This window comes from Pseudoalteromonas sp. A601 (genome assembly GCF_002165575.1).
GTDB lineage: Bacteria > Pseudomonadota > Gammaproteobacteria > Enterobacterales > Alteromonadaceae > Pseudoalteromonas.
Window position 1 is genome coordinate 1 of the sequence record NZ_MXQF01000014.1, and the last position, 16,906, is coordinate 16,906.

16 protein-coding genes are annotated in these 16,906 nt (G+C 39.6%); 5 read left to right on the plus strand and 11 right to left on the minus strand.

Translation table 11 applies throughout. The annotated features are described in order from the left end of the window. Window positions 1-223 precede the first annotated feature (223 nt). Window positions 224-868: an orotate phosphoribosyltransferase gene (gene pyrE / locus B5G52_RS12840; RefSeq protein ID WP_087533049.1), complete on the minus strand. Its 645-nt coding sequence runs from the start codon at window positions 866-868 to the stop codon at window positions 224-226. Between the two features lie 22 nt (window positions 869-890). Continuing rightward, window positions 891-1,604 carry a ribonuclease PH gene (gene rph, locus B5G52_RS12845; protein ID WP_058560283.1) on the minus strand — a complete coding sequence of 238 codons (714 nt, stop codon included), beginning with the start codon at window positions 1,602-1,604 and terminating at the stop codon, window positions 891-893. Window positions 1,605-1,781: 177 nt separating this feature from the next. Between rph and B5G52_RS12850 the strand changes: the two genes are divergently transcribed. Continuing rightward, complete coding sequence (locus B5G52_RS12850; RefSeq protein WP_087533050.1) at window positions 1,782-2,642, plus strand: YicC/YloC family endoribonuclease; 861 nt, start codon at window positions 1,782-1,784, stop codon at window positions 2,640-2,642. Between the two features lie 552 nt (window positions 2,643-3,194). Here the strand turns inward: B5G52_RS12850 and B5G52_RS22545 are convergent. Both B5G52_RS22545 and B5G52_RS12855 read right to left on the minus strand, forming a co-directional pair. Beyond that, window positions 3,195-3,362, minus strand: coding sequence for a transposase DNA-binding-containing protein (locus B5G52_RS22545; protein WP_140394325.1), 168 nt, complete (start codon window positions 3,360-3,362; stop codon window positions 3,195-3,197). A 72-nt stretch (window positions 3,363-3,434) separates the two neighbouring features. Further along, window positions 3,435-3,761, minus strand: a complete 327-nt coding sequence (locus B5G52_RS12855; protein WP_087533051.1) for a hypothetical protein — start codon at window positions 3,759-3,761, stop codon at window positions 3,435-3,437. A gap of 57 nt (window positions 3,762-3,818) precedes the next feature. Here B5G52_RS12855 and B5G52_RS12860 point away from each other — a divergent pair, with 57 nt between their 5' ends. From B5G52_RS12860 to B5G52_RS12870, 3 genes are all read left to right on the plus strand, one after another. Continuing rightward, window positions 3,819-4,175 (plus strand): DUF5522 domain-containing protein, encoded by a 357-nt coding sequence (locus B5G52_RS12860; protein WP_087533052.1) that lies wholly within the window; start codon window positions 3,819-3,821, stop codon window positions 4,173-4,175. 171 nt (window positions 4,176-4,346) lie between these two features. Next, complete coding sequence (locus tag B5G52_RS12865; protein WP_087533053.1) at window positions 4,347-6,779, plus strand: TonB-dependent receptor; 2,433 nt, start codon at window positions 4,347-4,349, stop codon at window positions 6,777-6,779. Between the two features lie 56 nt (window positions 6,780-6,835). Then, window positions 6,836-8,371 (plus strand): tetratricopeptide repeat-containing sulfotransferase family protein, encoded by a 1,536-nt coding sequence (locus tag B5G52_RS12870; RefSeq protein WP_254911206.1) that lies wholly within the window; start codon window positions 6,836-6,838, stop codon window positions 8,369-8,371. On the opposite strand, the gene B5G52_RS12875 is transcribed toward B5G52_RS12870, so the two are convergent. Both B5G52_RS12875 and B5G52_RS12880 read right to left on the minus strand, forming a co-directional pair. Beyond that, a complete protein-coding gene (locus tag B5G52_RS12875) occupies window positions 8,372-9,217 on the minus strand; it encodes a sulfurtransferase (RefSeq protein WP_087533055.1) in 846 nt (281 codons plus the stop codon). Next, window positions 9,150-9,806 (minus strand): hypothetical protein, encoded by a 657-nt coding sequence (locus B5G52_RS12880; RefSeq protein ID WP_254911207.1) that lies wholly within the window; start codon window positions 9,804-9,806, stop codon window positions 9,150-9,152. Before B5G52_RS12880 ends, B5G52_RS12875 begins: the two co-directional genes overlap by 68 nt. 470 nt (window positions 9,807-10,276) lie before the next feature. Between B5G52_RS12880 and B5G52_RS12885 the strand changes: the two genes are divergently transcribed. Then, window positions 10,277-11,281: a glycosyltransferase family 9 protein gene (locus B5G52_RS12885; RefSeq protein ID WP_087533057.1), complete on the plus strand. Its 1,005-nt coding sequence runs from the start codon at window positions 10,277-10,279 to the stop codon at window positions 11,279-11,281. On the opposite strand, the gene B5G52_RS12890 is transcribed toward B5G52_RS12885, so the two are convergent. From B5G52_RS12890 to B5G52_RS12910, 5 genes are all read right to left on the minus strand, one after another. Next, a complete protein-coding gene (locus B5G52_RS12890) occupies window positions 11,282-11,698 on the minus strand; it encodes a group 1 truncated hemoglobin (protein ID WP_087533058.1) in 417 nt (138 codons plus the stop codon). Beyond that, the gene (locus B5G52_RS12895; RefSeq protein ID WP_087533059.1) at window positions 11,698-12,531 is read right to left on the minus strand and encodes a DUF3034 family protein; all 834 of its coding nucleotides are present in this window, start codon (window positions 12,529-12,531) and stop codon (window positions 11,698-11,700) included. The genes B5G52_RS12890 and B5G52_RS12895 overlap by 1 nt, the downstream gene beginning before the upstream one ends. Then, the gene (locus B5G52_RS12900) at window positions 12,518-14,833 is read right to left on the minus strand and encodes an EAL domain-containing protein (RefSeq protein WP_087533060.1); all 2,316 of its coding nucleotides are present in this window, start codon (window positions 14,831-14,833) and stop codon (window positions 12,518-12,520) included. Before B5G52_RS12900 ends, B5G52_RS12895 begins: the two co-directional genes overlap by 14 nt. Beyond that, on the minus strand, window positions 14,823-15,485 hold the full coding sequence (locus tag B5G52_RS12905; RefSeq protein WP_087533061.1) for a methylamine utilization protein: 663 nt from the start codon (window positions 15,483-15,485) through the stop codon (window positions 14,823-14,825). The genes B5G52_RS12900 and B5G52_RS12905 overlap by 11 nt, the downstream gene beginning before the upstream one ends. Window positions 15,486-15,645: 160 nt before the next feature. Further along, window positions 15,646-16,752: a phosphoribosylaminoimidazolesuccinocarboxamide synthase gene (locus B5G52_RS12910; protein WP_087533062.1), complete on the minus strand. Its 1,107-nt coding sequence runs from the start codon at window positions 16,750-16,752 to the stop codon at window positions 15,646-15,648. Window positions 16,753-16,906 lie beyond the last annotated feature (154 nt).

Below are 16,906 nucleotides of genomic sequence, written 5' to 3' on the forward strand. Positions count from 1 at the left end.
CTCAGTGGGGTCGCATTATAGGGAGATCCGATTTTTACGCAAGCGTTTTTTAAAGAAAACTTAAAATAAAGTACTGTTCGCTCATTATTCATGCCAAACACTACAAAACCTATACTTAATTTACGTTTTAATAACCTTGTTAAGTAATTTAGTGTAAAAAGCCCAGTGAAAATCACTGGGCTTTTACTATATATCGATTAGATAACACCTAAACAAAGCGTAATTAAGCGATACCGTATTGCTCGCGGTATGCTTTAACGGCTTCTAAATGTTCATCCATTGTCCCTTTGCTCTCAAGGTAGCTAATAAGGTCAGCTAATTTCACAATTGAAATTACTTTAGTACCAAAGTCACGCTCTACCTCTTGTATTGCAGATAACTCTGCTTTACCTTTCTCTTGGCGATCAAGTGCGATTAATACACCACTTAAGTCTGCACCATTTTGCGCGATGATTTCCATTGACTCTCGAATAGCAGTACCTGCGGTTATCACATCATCAACTAACATGATTTTGCCTTTGAGCTCAGAGCCTACTAATGTGCCACCTTCACCATGCGCTTTTTTCTCTTTACGGTTAAAGCAATAAGGCACATCTTTATTATGGTGATCAGCCAACGCAACAGCTGTGGTGGTCGCAATTGGAATACCTTTATACGCTGGGCCAAATAAAACATCATAATCAATTGCGGCATCTTCAAGGGCAGCGGCATAAAAACGACCAAGACGAGCCAGGTCACGGCCAGTGTTAAATAAACCAGCGTTAAAAAAGTAAGGGCTAGTACGGCCTGATTTTAAAGTAAACTCGCCAAATTTAAGCACCTGCTTTTCAAGTGCAAATTCAATAAACTCTATTTGATAATCTTTCATTACTATTAAACCTATTACTTTATTAAGCGAGTGCTTGCTTTTGCACGTCAATAATTTCGCGAATTGAATGTTTAGCTAAAGTTAGTAGCTCATCAAGTTCATCAAACGAGAAAGGTTCACCTTCGGCTGTACCTTGCACTTCGATGATTTTACCTGTTTCAGTCAGAATCACATTCATGTCTGTTTCAGCATCAGAGTCTTCTAGGTATTCTAAATCACTAATCGCTTGGCCTTTATAAACACCCACTGAAATTGCTGCGATCATAAACTTAAGAGGATTAGAGTTAATCATACCTTTACTACGCATATGAGTCAGCGCATCAACTAAGGCAACACAGGCTCCGCTGATAGATGCAGTACGCGTACCACCATCGGCTTGAATTACATCGCAGTCGATTGTAATAGTATTTTCACCTAATGCTTTTAAATCAACCGCAGCACGAAGAGAGCGTGCGATTAAACGTTGAATTTCCATAGTGCGACCGCTTTGCTTGCCTCGCGCCGCTTCACGACCATTTCGAGTATGGGTTGAGCGAGGTAACATTCCGTACTCAGCTGTGATCCACCCTTTACCTTGGCCTTTCATAAAACGCGGTACACCTGATTCAACAGTTGCTGTACACAGTACTTTAGTGTTGCCAAACTCAACCAACACTGAGCCTTCTGCATGCAATGTATAATTACGCGTAAATGTAACCGGTCTAATTTGGTTAGGTGTTCTTTCGCTTGGACGCATTAACGATCCCCTTAATTCTGAATTTGACATATTATAAGTATATATAGCGGCAGATGCCATGGTGAATTGTAGAAATGCTATAAGCAAAAACAACATCAACAAAAATTTCCGCTAGAGCTTATGCAGTGATACGGTATAATCAGTTCAATATTGTTTAAATAAACTAGGAAACCATCCATGATCCACAGTATGACAGCTTACGCGCGTCGCGAAATAAAAGGCGATTGGGGCACTGGCACGTGGGAAGTTCGTTCAGTTAACCAACGTTACCTTGAAACTTTTATTCGTGCGCCTGAGCAATTTCGTGGCATGGAGCCCGTTATTCGTGAGCGCTTACGTAAACACTTACAGCGCGGTAAAGTTGAAGTATTCTTAAAGTTTGTTGCCAACCCTGCCCATGTTGGTGAGCTTTCAATAAATGAATCGCTTGCTGCGCAACTTATAAATAGTGCTAAATGGGTGCAACAACAAAGTAATGGTGACATCAACCCTGTTGATATTCTGCGTTGGCCTGGTGTCATGGAAGCCGAAGAGCTTGATATGGACAGCGTTAACACCGCCCTTATTTCAGGTTTTGATCAAGTTATCGAAGACTTTAAATCTGCTAGAGCTGGTGAAGGTGCAAACCTTGAAGAAATGATAGCCACACGTCTTGATGCTATTTTAGAGCAAGTTGCTGTTGTAGAAACCCACATGCCTGAAATAGCAAAATGGCAACGTGAAAAATTAAATCAAAAGTTAGAGGATTTAAAAACCGATATCGATGAATCTCGCCTCGAGCAAGAGCTAATTTACCTTGCCCAAAAGCAAGATGTAGCTGAAGAACTAGACCGCTTGAAGTCGCATGTGAAAGAAACTAAAAAGATCCTTAAAAAAGGCGGTGCATGTGGCCGTCGTTTAGATTTCATGATGCAAGAGTTCAACCGTGAAGCAAACACCCTGGCCTCTAAATCAATTAATAGCGACATCACCAATGCAGCAGTAGAGCTAAAAGTATTGATTGAGCAGATGAGAGAGCAGATCCAAAACATCGAATAGGTTCCTAGGTAGAAGGTTACCCGTCCAAGAATGTCTTAGAAGCCCTGCATTACCTTGTGAAGAGTATTGAAAATAAAGGGCTTTTTATCCCCCAGTCCAAATCGGTTTGCAGATTTCCGTTACCTACTACCTGTTTAGTGGTGGGCAGAATGATAGGCAGCCCCCTCATTTTTCTCAATAAGCGTTTTGCGGTGAGCAAATCGGTGGTGAGCAACCACTATTGCACTCTCCATTATTTCAGAAACTATGGAGTGAACAGGGAAAGCTCACAGCAAAACAGGTTACTGTATACAGCAAAGCCGCCCAAAAAATATTCAGGCGGTGAAAGCCTATACTTCTGTGTTAGCAAACAGGGCTCACCTAACTGCATGATCGGCTCTATTGTATACCGTAAACACTTTAATTTAATCGGCGAAAAGCTGACATCTATACTGGTTGTTCGTGCTTTTCTTCCGCCTCTTTGCTGAATTGACTTCACCTAATTCATCACATACGGAATGTTTATAGCTCAGCCCTGTTGCATCTTAAAGAGCGAGCACGAGTGGCCGCTCTCTAACTATGTTGTCTGTGTAGGCAAGATGACATTAATGACTTACTGGCATTACTTTCTAAAGAAGCACTTATACTTACCAAGCGTTTAGTGGGACGAGGATCATTAAGCTTAGCTTTACTGAAAATAAGTTGCGCCAATTCGAGAGATTCATTGCTTAGCGTATTCATGACCTAACTTTTTGTTTATTATATCATAAATCTAAGAAAATAAAATCTTCTGTATAAGAGACAGACTGATGGCTAGATTTTCAATAATCCAACCAACCTCTCAATTTTACTAGTATCCAACTCGCCCATTTGTTCGCTGTTGCTTAGGGCATAAATTGCACCTTCCACGGCGCTGTGATCGATGTCGGTTCTTGATTCAATAACATTGGCCCACAGCTCAAGGTCATCTAAAGCTATCTCGCCTGCCAAGCAGCGAGTGAGTACATCGAGTACGGTTGCGAGCGTTAATGTGTAAGCAGGGCTTTGCTCATCACTTGTTGTTGAAACAATAATACTGATGGCCTCGTCTTTTTGTTTACCAAAACGGGCAAATTCTGCTAACGCTTGTGCTCTGTTCATAGTTAGTTATCTGTTATTCTATAGTGGATTATTATTAAAAAATTAAACGAATCTCGAATGACTATTTTAGCTTGCTCACAATGCCAAACCACGCTTACCTGTAATGTTGATAATATCAACGTCTGTTGGTGCAATGAGCTGCCAGCTATTTTACCGCTTGATAGCACAACAACCAGCTGTTTATGTCGAGAGTGTACCTTAGCGAAAATAAATCAATTTCTAACTACCCTCTATCTACGGCCCCTCAAAGAGCAACTTGCTTTTGCAAAATCCTTTCACACTAACGCCAATTTAATCGAAAACCTCGATTATGAAATGCAAAATAGCTATATGGTATTCAGTCGTTGGTTTTTCTTAAAACGTGGAAAATGCTGCCAAAACAACTGCCAAAATTGCCCCTATAAAAAACCATAGAGTATTTATTCAAAATAATTACATAATCTTGCAAATAACGCATGACTAGAAGAATAAAAATACACTATAATTTGATATAAATTCACTTTATATCTAATTAATTTTGTTTAAAAAATCACTCAACTTTGATTTTAAAGCATAAATTAACTGTAACTTATTCGGAATAAAAACATGAACACCTTTAGGCCAGCACTTCTTGCATCAGCTGTTTCTGCTATTTTATTTAATAGCCAACACCTTGCAGCTGAAGAATCAACAACCCAAGCAGACAAAGCTATTGAGACTATACAAATCACAGCAACTCGTCGCGCCGGTTCAGTGCAGGAAGCACCTCTTAATATTACAGCTCTTGATGGTGATGTGATTAAAGATCAAAACATTGGTGATCTTGAAGATGTGGCCCGCTGGGTTCCAGGTTTAACTATTTCTGATCAAGGTGGCCGCGAAGGGTCTCCTATAATAGTTCGTGGCTTAAATACCAATACTTCTGATCGTATTTCTGACGGCGGCACTGTTGCAACATACGTAGGCGAAATTCCGCTGAATATTGATTTACGCTTAACTGATGTTGACCGTGTTGAAGTATTAATAGGCCCACAAGGCACACTTTATGGTGCTGGCACATTAGGAGGGGCGATTCGTTACTTATTAAAGCAACCTGCGCTTGATATTACCGAAGGCCAAGTAACTGGCGATGTTTTTAGCTTAAATGAAAGCGACGGCACCGGTGGTGAATTGGGTTTAGTTTTTAATACACCACTGATTGACGATGTATTAGCAGTGCGTGCCAGTGTAAATTATTACACAAACCCAGGTTATATAGATTATAACTACGTGGTACAAAACCCAGGTGTATCAAACCCAAATCCTGACTTTACTAATGAGCAAGACGTTAGCGCTAACTTACGTAGTGTGAATGATGTGAACGATGAGCAAATTACCACAGGGCGTTTATCACTGCGTTGGCAAGCAAACGAAGATATTGGTGCCACCCTTAACTACTTTTATCAAAAACAAGAGAACGGCGGCAACTCAACATCACAATATAACTCATTAAGTGACAGCAGTGCGTTACAAGGCTTGGTTGGGCAATATGAAAATGCAGCCCGAGTGCTTGAGCCAGGTGAAGAAGAAAACGATTTACTAAGTTTAGAAATTAAAGCTGATTTAGGCTTTGCTGAACTTGTATCTGCATCTGGCTGGTCAAGCTACGAGCAATCAGGGCAACGAGATCAAACTGACTTGCTTTACGACATTTGGAGCGGTTACGCGGACTTCCCAGCCTTTGTTGGACAAACACTAGATACATCAACACGTGATAGCTTTACCCAAGAGTTACGTTTAGTGTCTAATTCCGACAGTGCTTTTAACTGGATTATAGGTGGTTACTACAACAAACTAGAAACTCATTCTGATGATAGAGAATATACGCCAGGCTTAACTGAGTTTTGGGGTGGTGGTATTCCAAATGTACAAGATGACCTTGAGTATATTTTAATTAGCGATTCAGAAACCACTGAAAAAGCACTCTTCGGTGAAGTCGGTTATGCTTTTACTGAGCAATTTAACGTAATCCTAGGTGCACGTTTTTATGAGTACGATGTATCAACCACATCAGGCTCTGCGACCCCACTGTATTCAGGTGACTTTGCATCTCTTGATAATTTAGCAATGGAAAATGTTAGCGCTAGCGACAACGGTAACCTATTCAAGTTTAACGCCAGCTACACGTTTGATTCTGGTGTGCTAGCCTACTTTACAGTGAGTGAAGGCTTTAGAATAGGTGGTGGTAACGGTATCGCACCTTGCCCTGAGGTACTACCCGAACAACAAATTGTTTGTGCATATCCAGATGAAGAAGATTACGAGCCAGATACTACGGTAAACTATGAGCTTGGTTTTAAATCAAGTTGGTTTAAAAACCGCCTTCATTTTAATGCCGCATTATTTAATGTTGATTGGAATGATGCCCAAGTTGGCTCTGCTACTGTCAATGGTCAAGAACTTATTACGTCTAATGCCGGTGCAGCAAACTCAAAAGGTGTGGAAATTTCATCTCGCGCAATGATTGCTGATAACTGGACTGCCTACGTCACTTATGCCTATGCAAAGGCTGAGCTAACTGAAGATGCACCTGGTTTGTTAGGTGTACTGGACGATGAATACGCACAGTATCAAGCATACTATGATGGTGCTGATGGCGATCGCTTACCAGGTGCTCCAGAGCATCAGTTTTCATTCGGTTTACGTTATGAGCAAGATGTATTGAATGATAAACTGCTCAGTATCAATTACGGTATGACGGCACAAAGTGACACCATCACTAAAGTTGGCTTAAAAGCGGATGGCGAAACATTAGCCGGTTATGCACTAAGTAACTTATCGGCCAAGCTAACAGGTGATATGTGGTCTGCGACTCTCTACGTTGATAATTTATTCGACAAATACGCGTATACCTCAGTACGTCGCGATAAATCTTGGGCAGGTATGGCTAAGTACGAAGAGTTAAATAAAGAGTTACCAGACTTACAACGTGTATACGGCCACTACACAACGGCGCCTCGAACTATCGGGATGAAGTTTACTTATAATTTTGAACTGTAAGTAAATTAACTTTATAAACAAAAGCCTTGGTGTTTTACATCAAGGCTTTTATGCTTATGACTATGCAACTAACATCAGCTCAAACTCAGCTTCAACGCCATATTGACCAAGCAATTGCGCAAGGTAAACTTAATGACGCCCACCATTTACTAGTAAGTAATATAAAAAAGACCCCAAACGATCATTTTAGTTATTTTTTATTGGCACAAGTAAATTTAGCCGCAGGCGATACCAGTAAAGCACAAAAGCTACTCGAAAAAGCACTGAGTATTACCAAGCATCCTTTATATATTGCTCACTTAGCAAAGCTTGCTACATTATCAGGCCAATTAATGAGTGCTCAGCATTATATTGATCAAACATTAAAGAGTGAACTTGAAGATGCTACGTATTATGACCTTGTGGCCAACGTACTGACTCGGCTAGGGCAATACGAAACGGCACTCGTTTGGCAGAAAAAAGCTTTTACATGTCAGCCATCAAATCCACAAGTAACTTATAATTTGGCTGTCGGTTACAAAGTGATGGGGGAGTTTGATAAATCTCGTGATTTACTACAGCAATTAATTACTCAGCAACCTGCGTATTTTCAAGCTCATTATTCTCTAGCAGAGTTAAATAACTCACACTCAGCAAAAGTACATTTAGCGCAGCTTAAAGCCTTAGTTAAAAGTAAACTATCAGCGCAAGACAGTCACTATGCACAACATGCTATGGCACTTAATTATGAGCACTTAGGTGAATTTAAAAACGCTTACAATGCGTTTATCGCCAGCAAAAAGAACATTAACCAGCTCGTAAAATATAACGCAGATCAACATAGTCAATTTTGCCAGCAGATTACAAAGCTTAGTCAGCAATTCCCCAACACTCAAACTGACACCGACTTTGCGCCAATATTTGTTGTCGGCATGCCACGTTCAGGCACCACATTAATGGAAAAAATTATAAATCAGTCTGATCAAGTTCAAGGTGTTGGCGAGCTTAATGACATTGTTCAACTTTGCCAAGGGGATAATAAGCAGGTTTTAAATAGCAATGTTTTAGCAAACGCCTATAAAAATAAACACACTATTGAGCAACTTAATAGTTATCAACAGCGGGTTAGACAATTAGTCGCACCATCACTACGTAGCTGTGATAAGCAGCCCTTCAATTTTTATTATATTGATTTAATTTTAGCTGCATTTCCACAAGCTAAAATAATTTGTATGCAGCGGGGGCAACAAGATACCTGTATTGCAAATTTCCGTCAGCTTTATAACCCTGCGAGTGCTTTTCATCATTACAGTTATGATTTAAAAAATATAAATCGGTATTACTATGACTACTGTGACCTAATAAATCACTTCGCGAGCACATATAAAGACAATGTCTTGATCATCCAATATGAAGAGTTGGTAACTGAACCTACCAGTAATACGCAAAAGGTATACGCTTTTTGTAATTTAGAGTGGCAAACCGACTGCTTAGACTTTTATAAACAACAAAGCCCCTCGGCTACAGCGAGTAAAGTGCAAGTGCGCCAACCACTTAATCGTAAAGCAATTAACTATTGGCGCCACTATGACTTTGCAGTAAATACTTTGTAACTATACCCGCCTAGGGCAAGGCCCTGTTTCGATAGGGAGTTCGTCTCGTGCTCCCCACTCACTCCAAGAACCATCGTATACATGCAGGTTTTGATAGCCGCACTCGCTAGCAAATAACGCTAAGATGCACGCAGTAACCCCCGAACCACAACTAAATTGTAATATTGCCTCGTTATCAATGACTTTCTCAAAAGCAGCTTGAATCTGTTCAAGGGATTTAGCTTCTCCGTCATTCAGTAGTTCACTGTATGGCATAGCACAGCTATTTGGTATATGACCACTGCGCATGCCTTTTCGCGGCTCAGCCATTTCGCCTGTGTAACGCTTGTAATTGCGTGCATCCAATAGCAAAACGTCGTCATTATCAATGTTATTAAACACCGCTGCGGCGTCAATGAAGTAGTCGGCTCTGGGTTTGGCAATAAAGTTACCTGTATGATGATTATGGCTGTATTCAACTTGAGTCAGGTATCCTAAAGACTGCCATTTGGCTAAACCACCACTAAGTACTTTAACGTTATCAAAGCCCATTGCCTTAAACATCCACCAGCCACGAGCAGAGCTAAACAGGCCTTCATCTTCATAGATAACCACCAACGAATCTTGGTCGACGCCCATAAGCTGCATTTGCTGCGTAAATTGCGCAGGGCTACACATAGTATGAGATAAGCCGCTGGATAAATCCGCGAGTTGTTTTTTAAAATCAAAACTCTGTGCATTGGGTAACATAGCATCAGGTTGGTACTTTCCGGATAAACCCGGGCGCACCATACCCGCATCAAAGATAACGAGTTTTGAATCGTTTATGTGCTCGTTCAACCATTGGCAAGTTACTACATTCTTCATTGTTATCCTTTACGTTATTCAGTTGCTGCGAAAAAACATCTAAACCTATCAGGCGTTCTTCCACAGCCTTAGCATGTTGTGTTGAGCAATCTTGCCACCTTCCTTCAACAGTGTAAACATGCTTTAGATAACCAAAAAACTGATCTCGTAACGCCAAGTTTAGTTGCCAGCCTTGATCCAGTTGTAATAAGCGCTCAAATAGCTCTTGCCTACTATTTGCATGTAAAACTAAATCATCAATGTTGTAACAAGCCTGACCAAGTGTAATTACATGCTTTGCTAATAACAGCGCCTCTAACCCTACAGTTGAATTGATAGTGATTACAGCCTGTGCATTTTCGATTAGATCAGCAGTTGCATTGCCGTTTGCAAATATAGCTTGAGGGTGCTTTTTGTATAAGTGTGTATAATGCTTATGCCAAGATGGATGCTCTTTAAAAACCACTTTTAAATCAGGGTCATTTAACTTTTCTACAGCGTTCATTACCTCACTGTAAAGCATTTCCATTGAATTCAACCAAGGCGAGTAACACACAACTTGCGTATCATGAGGAACCTGAAACGGCACAAAAATATAACGCTTTGGCAATTTACTTTTAATAAATTCTTTGCGTTTTTTATGACTTACTCTGGGGATTAAATTTGCATCTTCAACGTTAAAGTGACTTGAAGCCTTAAAAGGTACCGAAATACCCCATACCTAAGGGCGCTCATTATATGTATTTCTCTCTCCCAATATGTGAAATAAGATGCTTACAGTACCAAATATATAAGTTTTTCATGAAGTGAATAAATGTTCCATCGAAAAGACTGTAAAACAAAAAGTACTTAAAAATTAAGTTACAATATAATTTTGCAAAAAACTGCACACTAAAATTATTTGCAGCAACATATAATCGCCTATAATCCTTTACAGGGCTTATACTCCGGTATATTTTTATAGGTTAATTCTTTAACACTATTGATGAGTTATTAATTATAATAAAATACTGGCGCCAAATAGACTTCATAAACTGACGTTGGTACAATAAATTTTTATAAGGACCTCAAGCCCAAGTAATGAGAAATAACTCCCTAGAAATAAAGATTTCAGTTACTGGCACGATCCTCGTAGTACTTCCCAAGTTTATTGGTGATGCAGTTAATTGCACCCCCGCACTTCAGTTGATAAAAGAACAATACCCGAATCATAAAATATCACTGCTAGTTCGTCCCTACTTAGCCGAACTTTTCAAAAGAGATTCGCGCTACTCAGTAATTATTGACGAGCGTTTTAATAGCTCCAAGTCCATTTCAATGCTAGCTCAAGCCAAAATATTAAAGTCAGAAAGAATTGAATTAGCCTTTATCATGCGTAATTCTTTATCTGAAGCTATGTTATGTTTTTTAGCGCGTATTAAATACCGTGTAGGTTATGCTAAAAACGGTCGCTCGCCTCTGTTAACACACAGCTTGATCCTCAACCCTAACCATCACTATATTTATCGCTATTGCAGACTTATTAATGAACCCCTTGGTAACCCATTTTCAACGATACCAAGTACTTCTTTAATGACAAATGAGAGTGAGTTGATAGGTTGTACCAATAATAAAAATATTGGGATTTATTTTGGAGGTAAAAATAAAGAGTTGCGTCATTACCCTTTAAAACTTGCTCTAAAAAGCCTTGAGATAATTGCTAAACAAAATGATTGCTGCTTATATTTATTTGGTGATCCAACTGAAGTCGAAGATGTAAAACAACTACATGAGCAACTCATTAAGCAAAGTATAGACTCTAAAATGCTAGCTGGAAAAACATCAATAGCATCAATGGCCGATGCTATTGGTACTTTAGATTTAATGATAAGTATTGACTCAGGGCCCATGCATATTGCAGCGGCGCTTAATGTACCAATAATACCAATTGTAGGTCTAGGCACATCACCATGGAGCCTGGTCGTACCTAAAACCTTAAACCAAATAGCATTAGTTGCAAATGGCTCTCAATTACTTGAAGGCGATATCATTAAAGAAATAAATCCTAAAGATATCGCCGATGCCACTAAAAAATTATTAGATTAATCAAATATTAATAATTTCAGCTCTTAATGGCGCCATTTTCGCTAAAATTTGATTTTGTACCGAATGGCTGATGTGTTGCTCATCCATCGCATTAATTAATAAATCCACCACCCGATTAAAGTCTCGTTCGCTAATATGCATTCCAGTATGAATATCAACCATATTATCGCCTTTATATTCACAGGGGCCATTTGTGATAGAACATAAGTGAGTAATAAAGCCCGCTCTAAAGTGTGCAACATTGGCGTGCGTAAAATAAGGTAATATAGTATCGTCATTACCTATTTGATTAATAAAGCTATCAACCAAACGTTCAATGCCTTTTTGACCATCCAACTGCTGATATAAACTCAGCTTTGATGCTGATGTACATGCTGTAAGTGTAAATAAAAAAAGTAAAAATAAAACGTTTTTCATTACCAATAACCCGTTACAGATAAATACCAACCAGTTTGATCTTCTGCGCCTGCAATACGGCCTAAATCAAGCCATGCAGCAGTCACACTTACATTCTTATTAGGCATCCAAGCTATAAATAAGTCCTGCCAATCCTGCTCACCTAAACCAAGATTATTAGACTTTTGCCGATACTCAATACCAACCGCTACCTCACGGCTGAAAAATACCGCAGTGCTGCCTTCAAATAAGATTTCTTTATTTTTATCTACTCCACCAAAACCTAATAAACCTAGTTGATTGGCATCACTGTAGCGCGTGGTGATATTCCAGAACCAGTTATAACCAGCTATGGCGCCTAAATGTAACTTGCTTGCCGCTAAATAAATATCAGTCCCGCTGGTGTCTTGTGCACCAAGCAAGGTCGCAACAGTGCCATCCTCTAGTGACTTATGCTGTACGCCAACACTTAATTGTGGCCATTGACTATAAACAATATCACCATACACTCTCACCTTAGCTGATGTAATTGACTGCTCGATTTGTGTATCAAGTGCTGGTACATCAAATTGTTGCTGTGCATAACTAAATTCAACACGGTTAAACAAGTTAACTTGAGCACCACATACATCTAAACTGTAATCAGTGACATCTGCTCGGCTGCAAAAGCCGTTTACAGCAAATTCGTCATCACTGGCATAACCAGCTAACTGCGCCCAAGGTACAATACCGCCGCCCGCACTGCCCTCCACCTGTGATACTCCCGGCGTAGCTAACAATTTACCTTGTGCAGCAAGAGTGTGAAATGAATAAACACATGTTATTAAAACTATGATTACTTTAAGCAGGTTCATTATATTGCTCCAACCAATGCTCAAATACATCAGTTTTTAAGGGCCTACTTAAGTAATAACCTTGTACATGGTCACACTGCATCGCTTTGAGTAACTCTAAGGAGCCCTCGGTTTCAACTCCTTCAGCCACTACCGAAAAGCCTAATTGATGACCAAGTGTAATAGTTGACTCGACAATAAATTGATCTTTTTTCGATTCGTCTAGCTTTAGAATAAAACACTTATCCAGCTTAAGCTCATCTATGGGCAGCATTTTCAAGCGCCCGAGTGATGTTTGCCCTACTCCATAGTCATCCAGCGAGATTTTAACGCCAATGGCTTTCAAGCTCTCTAATGCTTGAATGCCTTTTTCTTCATTTTCAATCATATCGCGTTCTGTCAATTCGATCGTGATCAACGCAGGTGCTACCGAGTGATTCTTTAATGTTTTTACTAAGTTTGCGTGAAAGCCTGGGTAAGCAATATCTTGAGCCGATACATTAATAGCCGCCTGCATATTAATGCCATTTTGCTTCCATAAGCCGACTTGCTTCACAACTGTGCTAATAACCCACTCAGTTAACTCGACGATGAGTCCTGACTGTTCAGCAAGATCAATAAATAACTCAGGTGATACCCAACTGCCGTCTTTTCGTTGCCAACGGATCAAAGACTCAACTTTATCTATTTGTTCCGTGGCAATATTTAATTTGGGCTGATAGGTCATAAATAACTGCCCATCATCATCACTGATCGCTTGTTTAAGTTCATCGATCATGCGTAGGCTTTCAAGATGTTCTTCATCTTCACCATCTTGATAGTAATGAATATTCTCATGTTCAGTTGACGCACTATCAACAGCAATTAACACTCGACGGATCAAATCATCGGCTTGCTGCCCTTGCTCTGGATAATTCACAACCCCAGCACTAAAGCGTAAACTAATATTTAATTTTTGAATTGTGTAACAAGCCTGTAGCTGGTCCATTAGACCTGGTATGCCACACTTTATATTTTGGCTGGTTAATGTAGGAAACACTGTTAAAAACTCATCCCCCCCAATACGTGCATGAAAGCCTCCTAATTCGTCAGAAAACTCGGCAATACGACACGCAACCGCTTTTAAACAGTCATCTCCTACTCTTGGGCCAAGTTTATCGTTTATATGGCGTAGGCCGCGAATATCAATTGCGACTAAGGTGTACTGTTGAGCTTCTTCCAGAGACTCATTTAACACTTCAAGCATTGCAGAGCGATTATAAAAACCTGTTAATGAATCATGTTTTGCCGCAAAACTAATTTGCTGTTCGCGTTCGTTGATATCGTTACCCATGTTTTTGAACGCATCAATAAGCGTTTTTATTTCATTACTTTGCTTATTGCTCATAGCATCAACACTGTAATTACCACGGGCGAACTGACGGGCTAAGCTAGCCAGTTGCGATAAAGGCATGGTTAAATTTTTTGCTAATAAGCTACTGGTGATAATACCTATTACAATAGTTAAGAAAGCTAAAAATATTAACGTAAAAAACAACCGTTCAAACTCGCTATAGCTTTGTGATAAATCAGCGCTTAGCAATACATTAACAGGATGTTTTTTTAGTGAAGCTAAGTGTAAATCTCGATTACGATAGATGGGTTGCTCACCAAACAAACGTGATGTAGTTGCTTGATGAAAATAACTATTTGGTACAAAGGGAGTGGGTCTAGACACTAGCGAGCTGCGAATAACCCCGTCGCTTTGCGCAATAAAACTCACATCCATGCCCGTTAGGTTTTTTAACTCTATTGCTACGTTGTCACTAATTTGAAAGCCAACCAAACTATAAGCAACCGTTCTAGGCGCTCTCACTGGCAGTAATATAACTTGGTATAATTCACCGTCAAAGACCACAAAACTTGATTGCTCAGAGTTATTAAGTAGCTCAGTCATTAGCTGCTTAAAGTCATTGCTAAAAATCTGGTTTGGCTGATTTGATGAAATTAGCTCACCCGATAAATCTAATAGCAACATTACATCGGCATTTATGCGTTGGCTATGATTATACAAGGCACTGCTGATAGTATCTGCATCACGTGTCGCTACAGCTTGTTTGAAGCCAAAGTCTGATGTTAAAACCTTTGCCGCCGTTAATAGTAGGCTTTCTTTTGCCGTTAAATATTGCTTGTACACATTCTCAGCAACGTTTATATCCTGAGTCACTTTATTTTCATTAAATTGACTCGTTGACCACCAAAAGCTAGCCAAGCTAACTACTGTGGTTAATAACACCAAGCCGACACACAGTATAATAATGCGATTTTTTAAACTATTGGTCATTCTCAGCCTTAAATTTATTACCAAATGTATTACGTGGCGCAGGGGTATCCGTTTTAATCACAATAGCTAAACTGCTAACAGCATTTTCAGTAATGCTTAATAGCGCCTTTTCTTCAAGGGGCTGCGATTGCAGAGGATGCCAAAGGCTAATTTTCACAGGTAATCGGCTCTGCTCTATACGCACTATACCATTTGCATCACTTTGGTAAGTATAAGGACTACTTGCTATATAAATATAGCCCACCATAGAATCATGAATATTACAGCCAAGCACCACAATGCCATCATTTTCAAACTCAACAGGCTGTTCTGGTTGCCCTGAGTACAATTTTAATTGAAATGGTTTAGCCTTCGAAAATGAATAAACGTGGTGGCGAATGTTATCACTATTGGGAAAGTTAACTTGCTGTCCCTGCTGGGCAACAAGTAAAGTCGGTGAAAAATGTTTATCTATTTGATCCATAATCAACACAGGTAAATCACCTGCAACAGCTTGATTATTCTGCCCGAGTAGCTCTACAACAGAGTTAACCAAGGGCTGGCCATGTTGATCCGTTACCTTAAGAGTAATATCTGCAGCAGAGATAAAGCAAGAGAATAGCAAAAGACCCAATGCCGCCATGTATTTAGTCACAATCCCCAGCCAAGCCATTTTATACCCTTGGATACACGAAGTACCACGTTTAAAGTTTTTATCAGGTTTTACTTAAGCTAATTGAACTGTGCTCTGTAATGCAACTATAAAAGCCCAATTACACTAAATAATAGTAAAATATTGGGCTTTTTAAAGTCACTTAACTACCAACTCATTATTAAGACTTAGTAATTAATCCATATTGATCGTCTAATATGGTAATCACTTCTCTACGTGGATCCGCAGGAATAGCGATATCTTTACCGACAATTTTACTTGCAATACCAACATAAGTATCAGAAACAGCAAGCATAACAGACTCCGGTAAGACATACTCTTGCGCTAGAGTTTCACGTTCATCCATACGGTCTTTATTTAGTAATACATCACTATCTGGCACATTGTTGATCAATAACTGGCGGAAACCTTCTTTTGAGTTTTCAACAATTTTACCATCTCGGTAAGCAGCTCCATCCCAAATGCGAGATGAATCAGGCGTACCCACTTCATCTATGTAAATAAGTTTATCTGTGCCATCGACATCTTCTACATAACCAAACTCAAACTTGGTATCAACAAAAATTTGGTCAAGCTTCGCAAGCTCTGCACTTATTAGACCAAAGCCTTCTGTTAATAACTTTTCGTATTTAGCTACATCATCTTCAGACTTAAAATTAAAGACGCCCAAGTTATTAGTGATATTCTCACGCGTGATATTTACATCATCCACTTCAGGGATGTCTGTAACGCCCGTAATGATCCCTTTTGTAGAAGGAGTAATTAACACGTTATCTAACTTTTGATTAGCCGTTAAACCTTCTGGCAGTTCTAAGCCACAAAAACTACGTATGCCTTTGCTATAGTCACGCCACATGCTGCCTGTAATGTATTGACGCGCTATCGCTTCAACTTTAACTGTGCTCGCTTTACGTACAATCCATACATAAGGATGAGGAATATCAACAATGTGGTTACCCGCAAGGCCAGCTTGGTCAAATAATTTAAACCAATGTGACGCTACAGTATTTAATGCAATGCCTTTACCTGGTACACCATTTAACCCGTTCTCACCTTGCCAAATACAATCAAACGCAGAGATACGATCAGAAATAACCATAATGGCAAGCTCTGTTCCTTTTGGAACTTTATAGCCTTTTTCACTAATTAAACGAGCGCTATCTTCATCAGTTAACCAATAAACTGAACGCACTTTACCACTGTGAACAGGGCCTTTTGTGCGAATAGGTAAGTCATCGTTTACGTCTAAAACTTTATAGCTAGTCATGCTATCTCCGGATGTATGGCATGCCCATAATGAGCATAAGTATGGTATTGGGGTTATGAGGTGCTAATAATAATCGAGACGAGCCAAAAGCTCAATCTCTGCTCTTTTATACATAGCTTATAAATATAAGAGCTAAAGGGTCATTCCAGTGTAA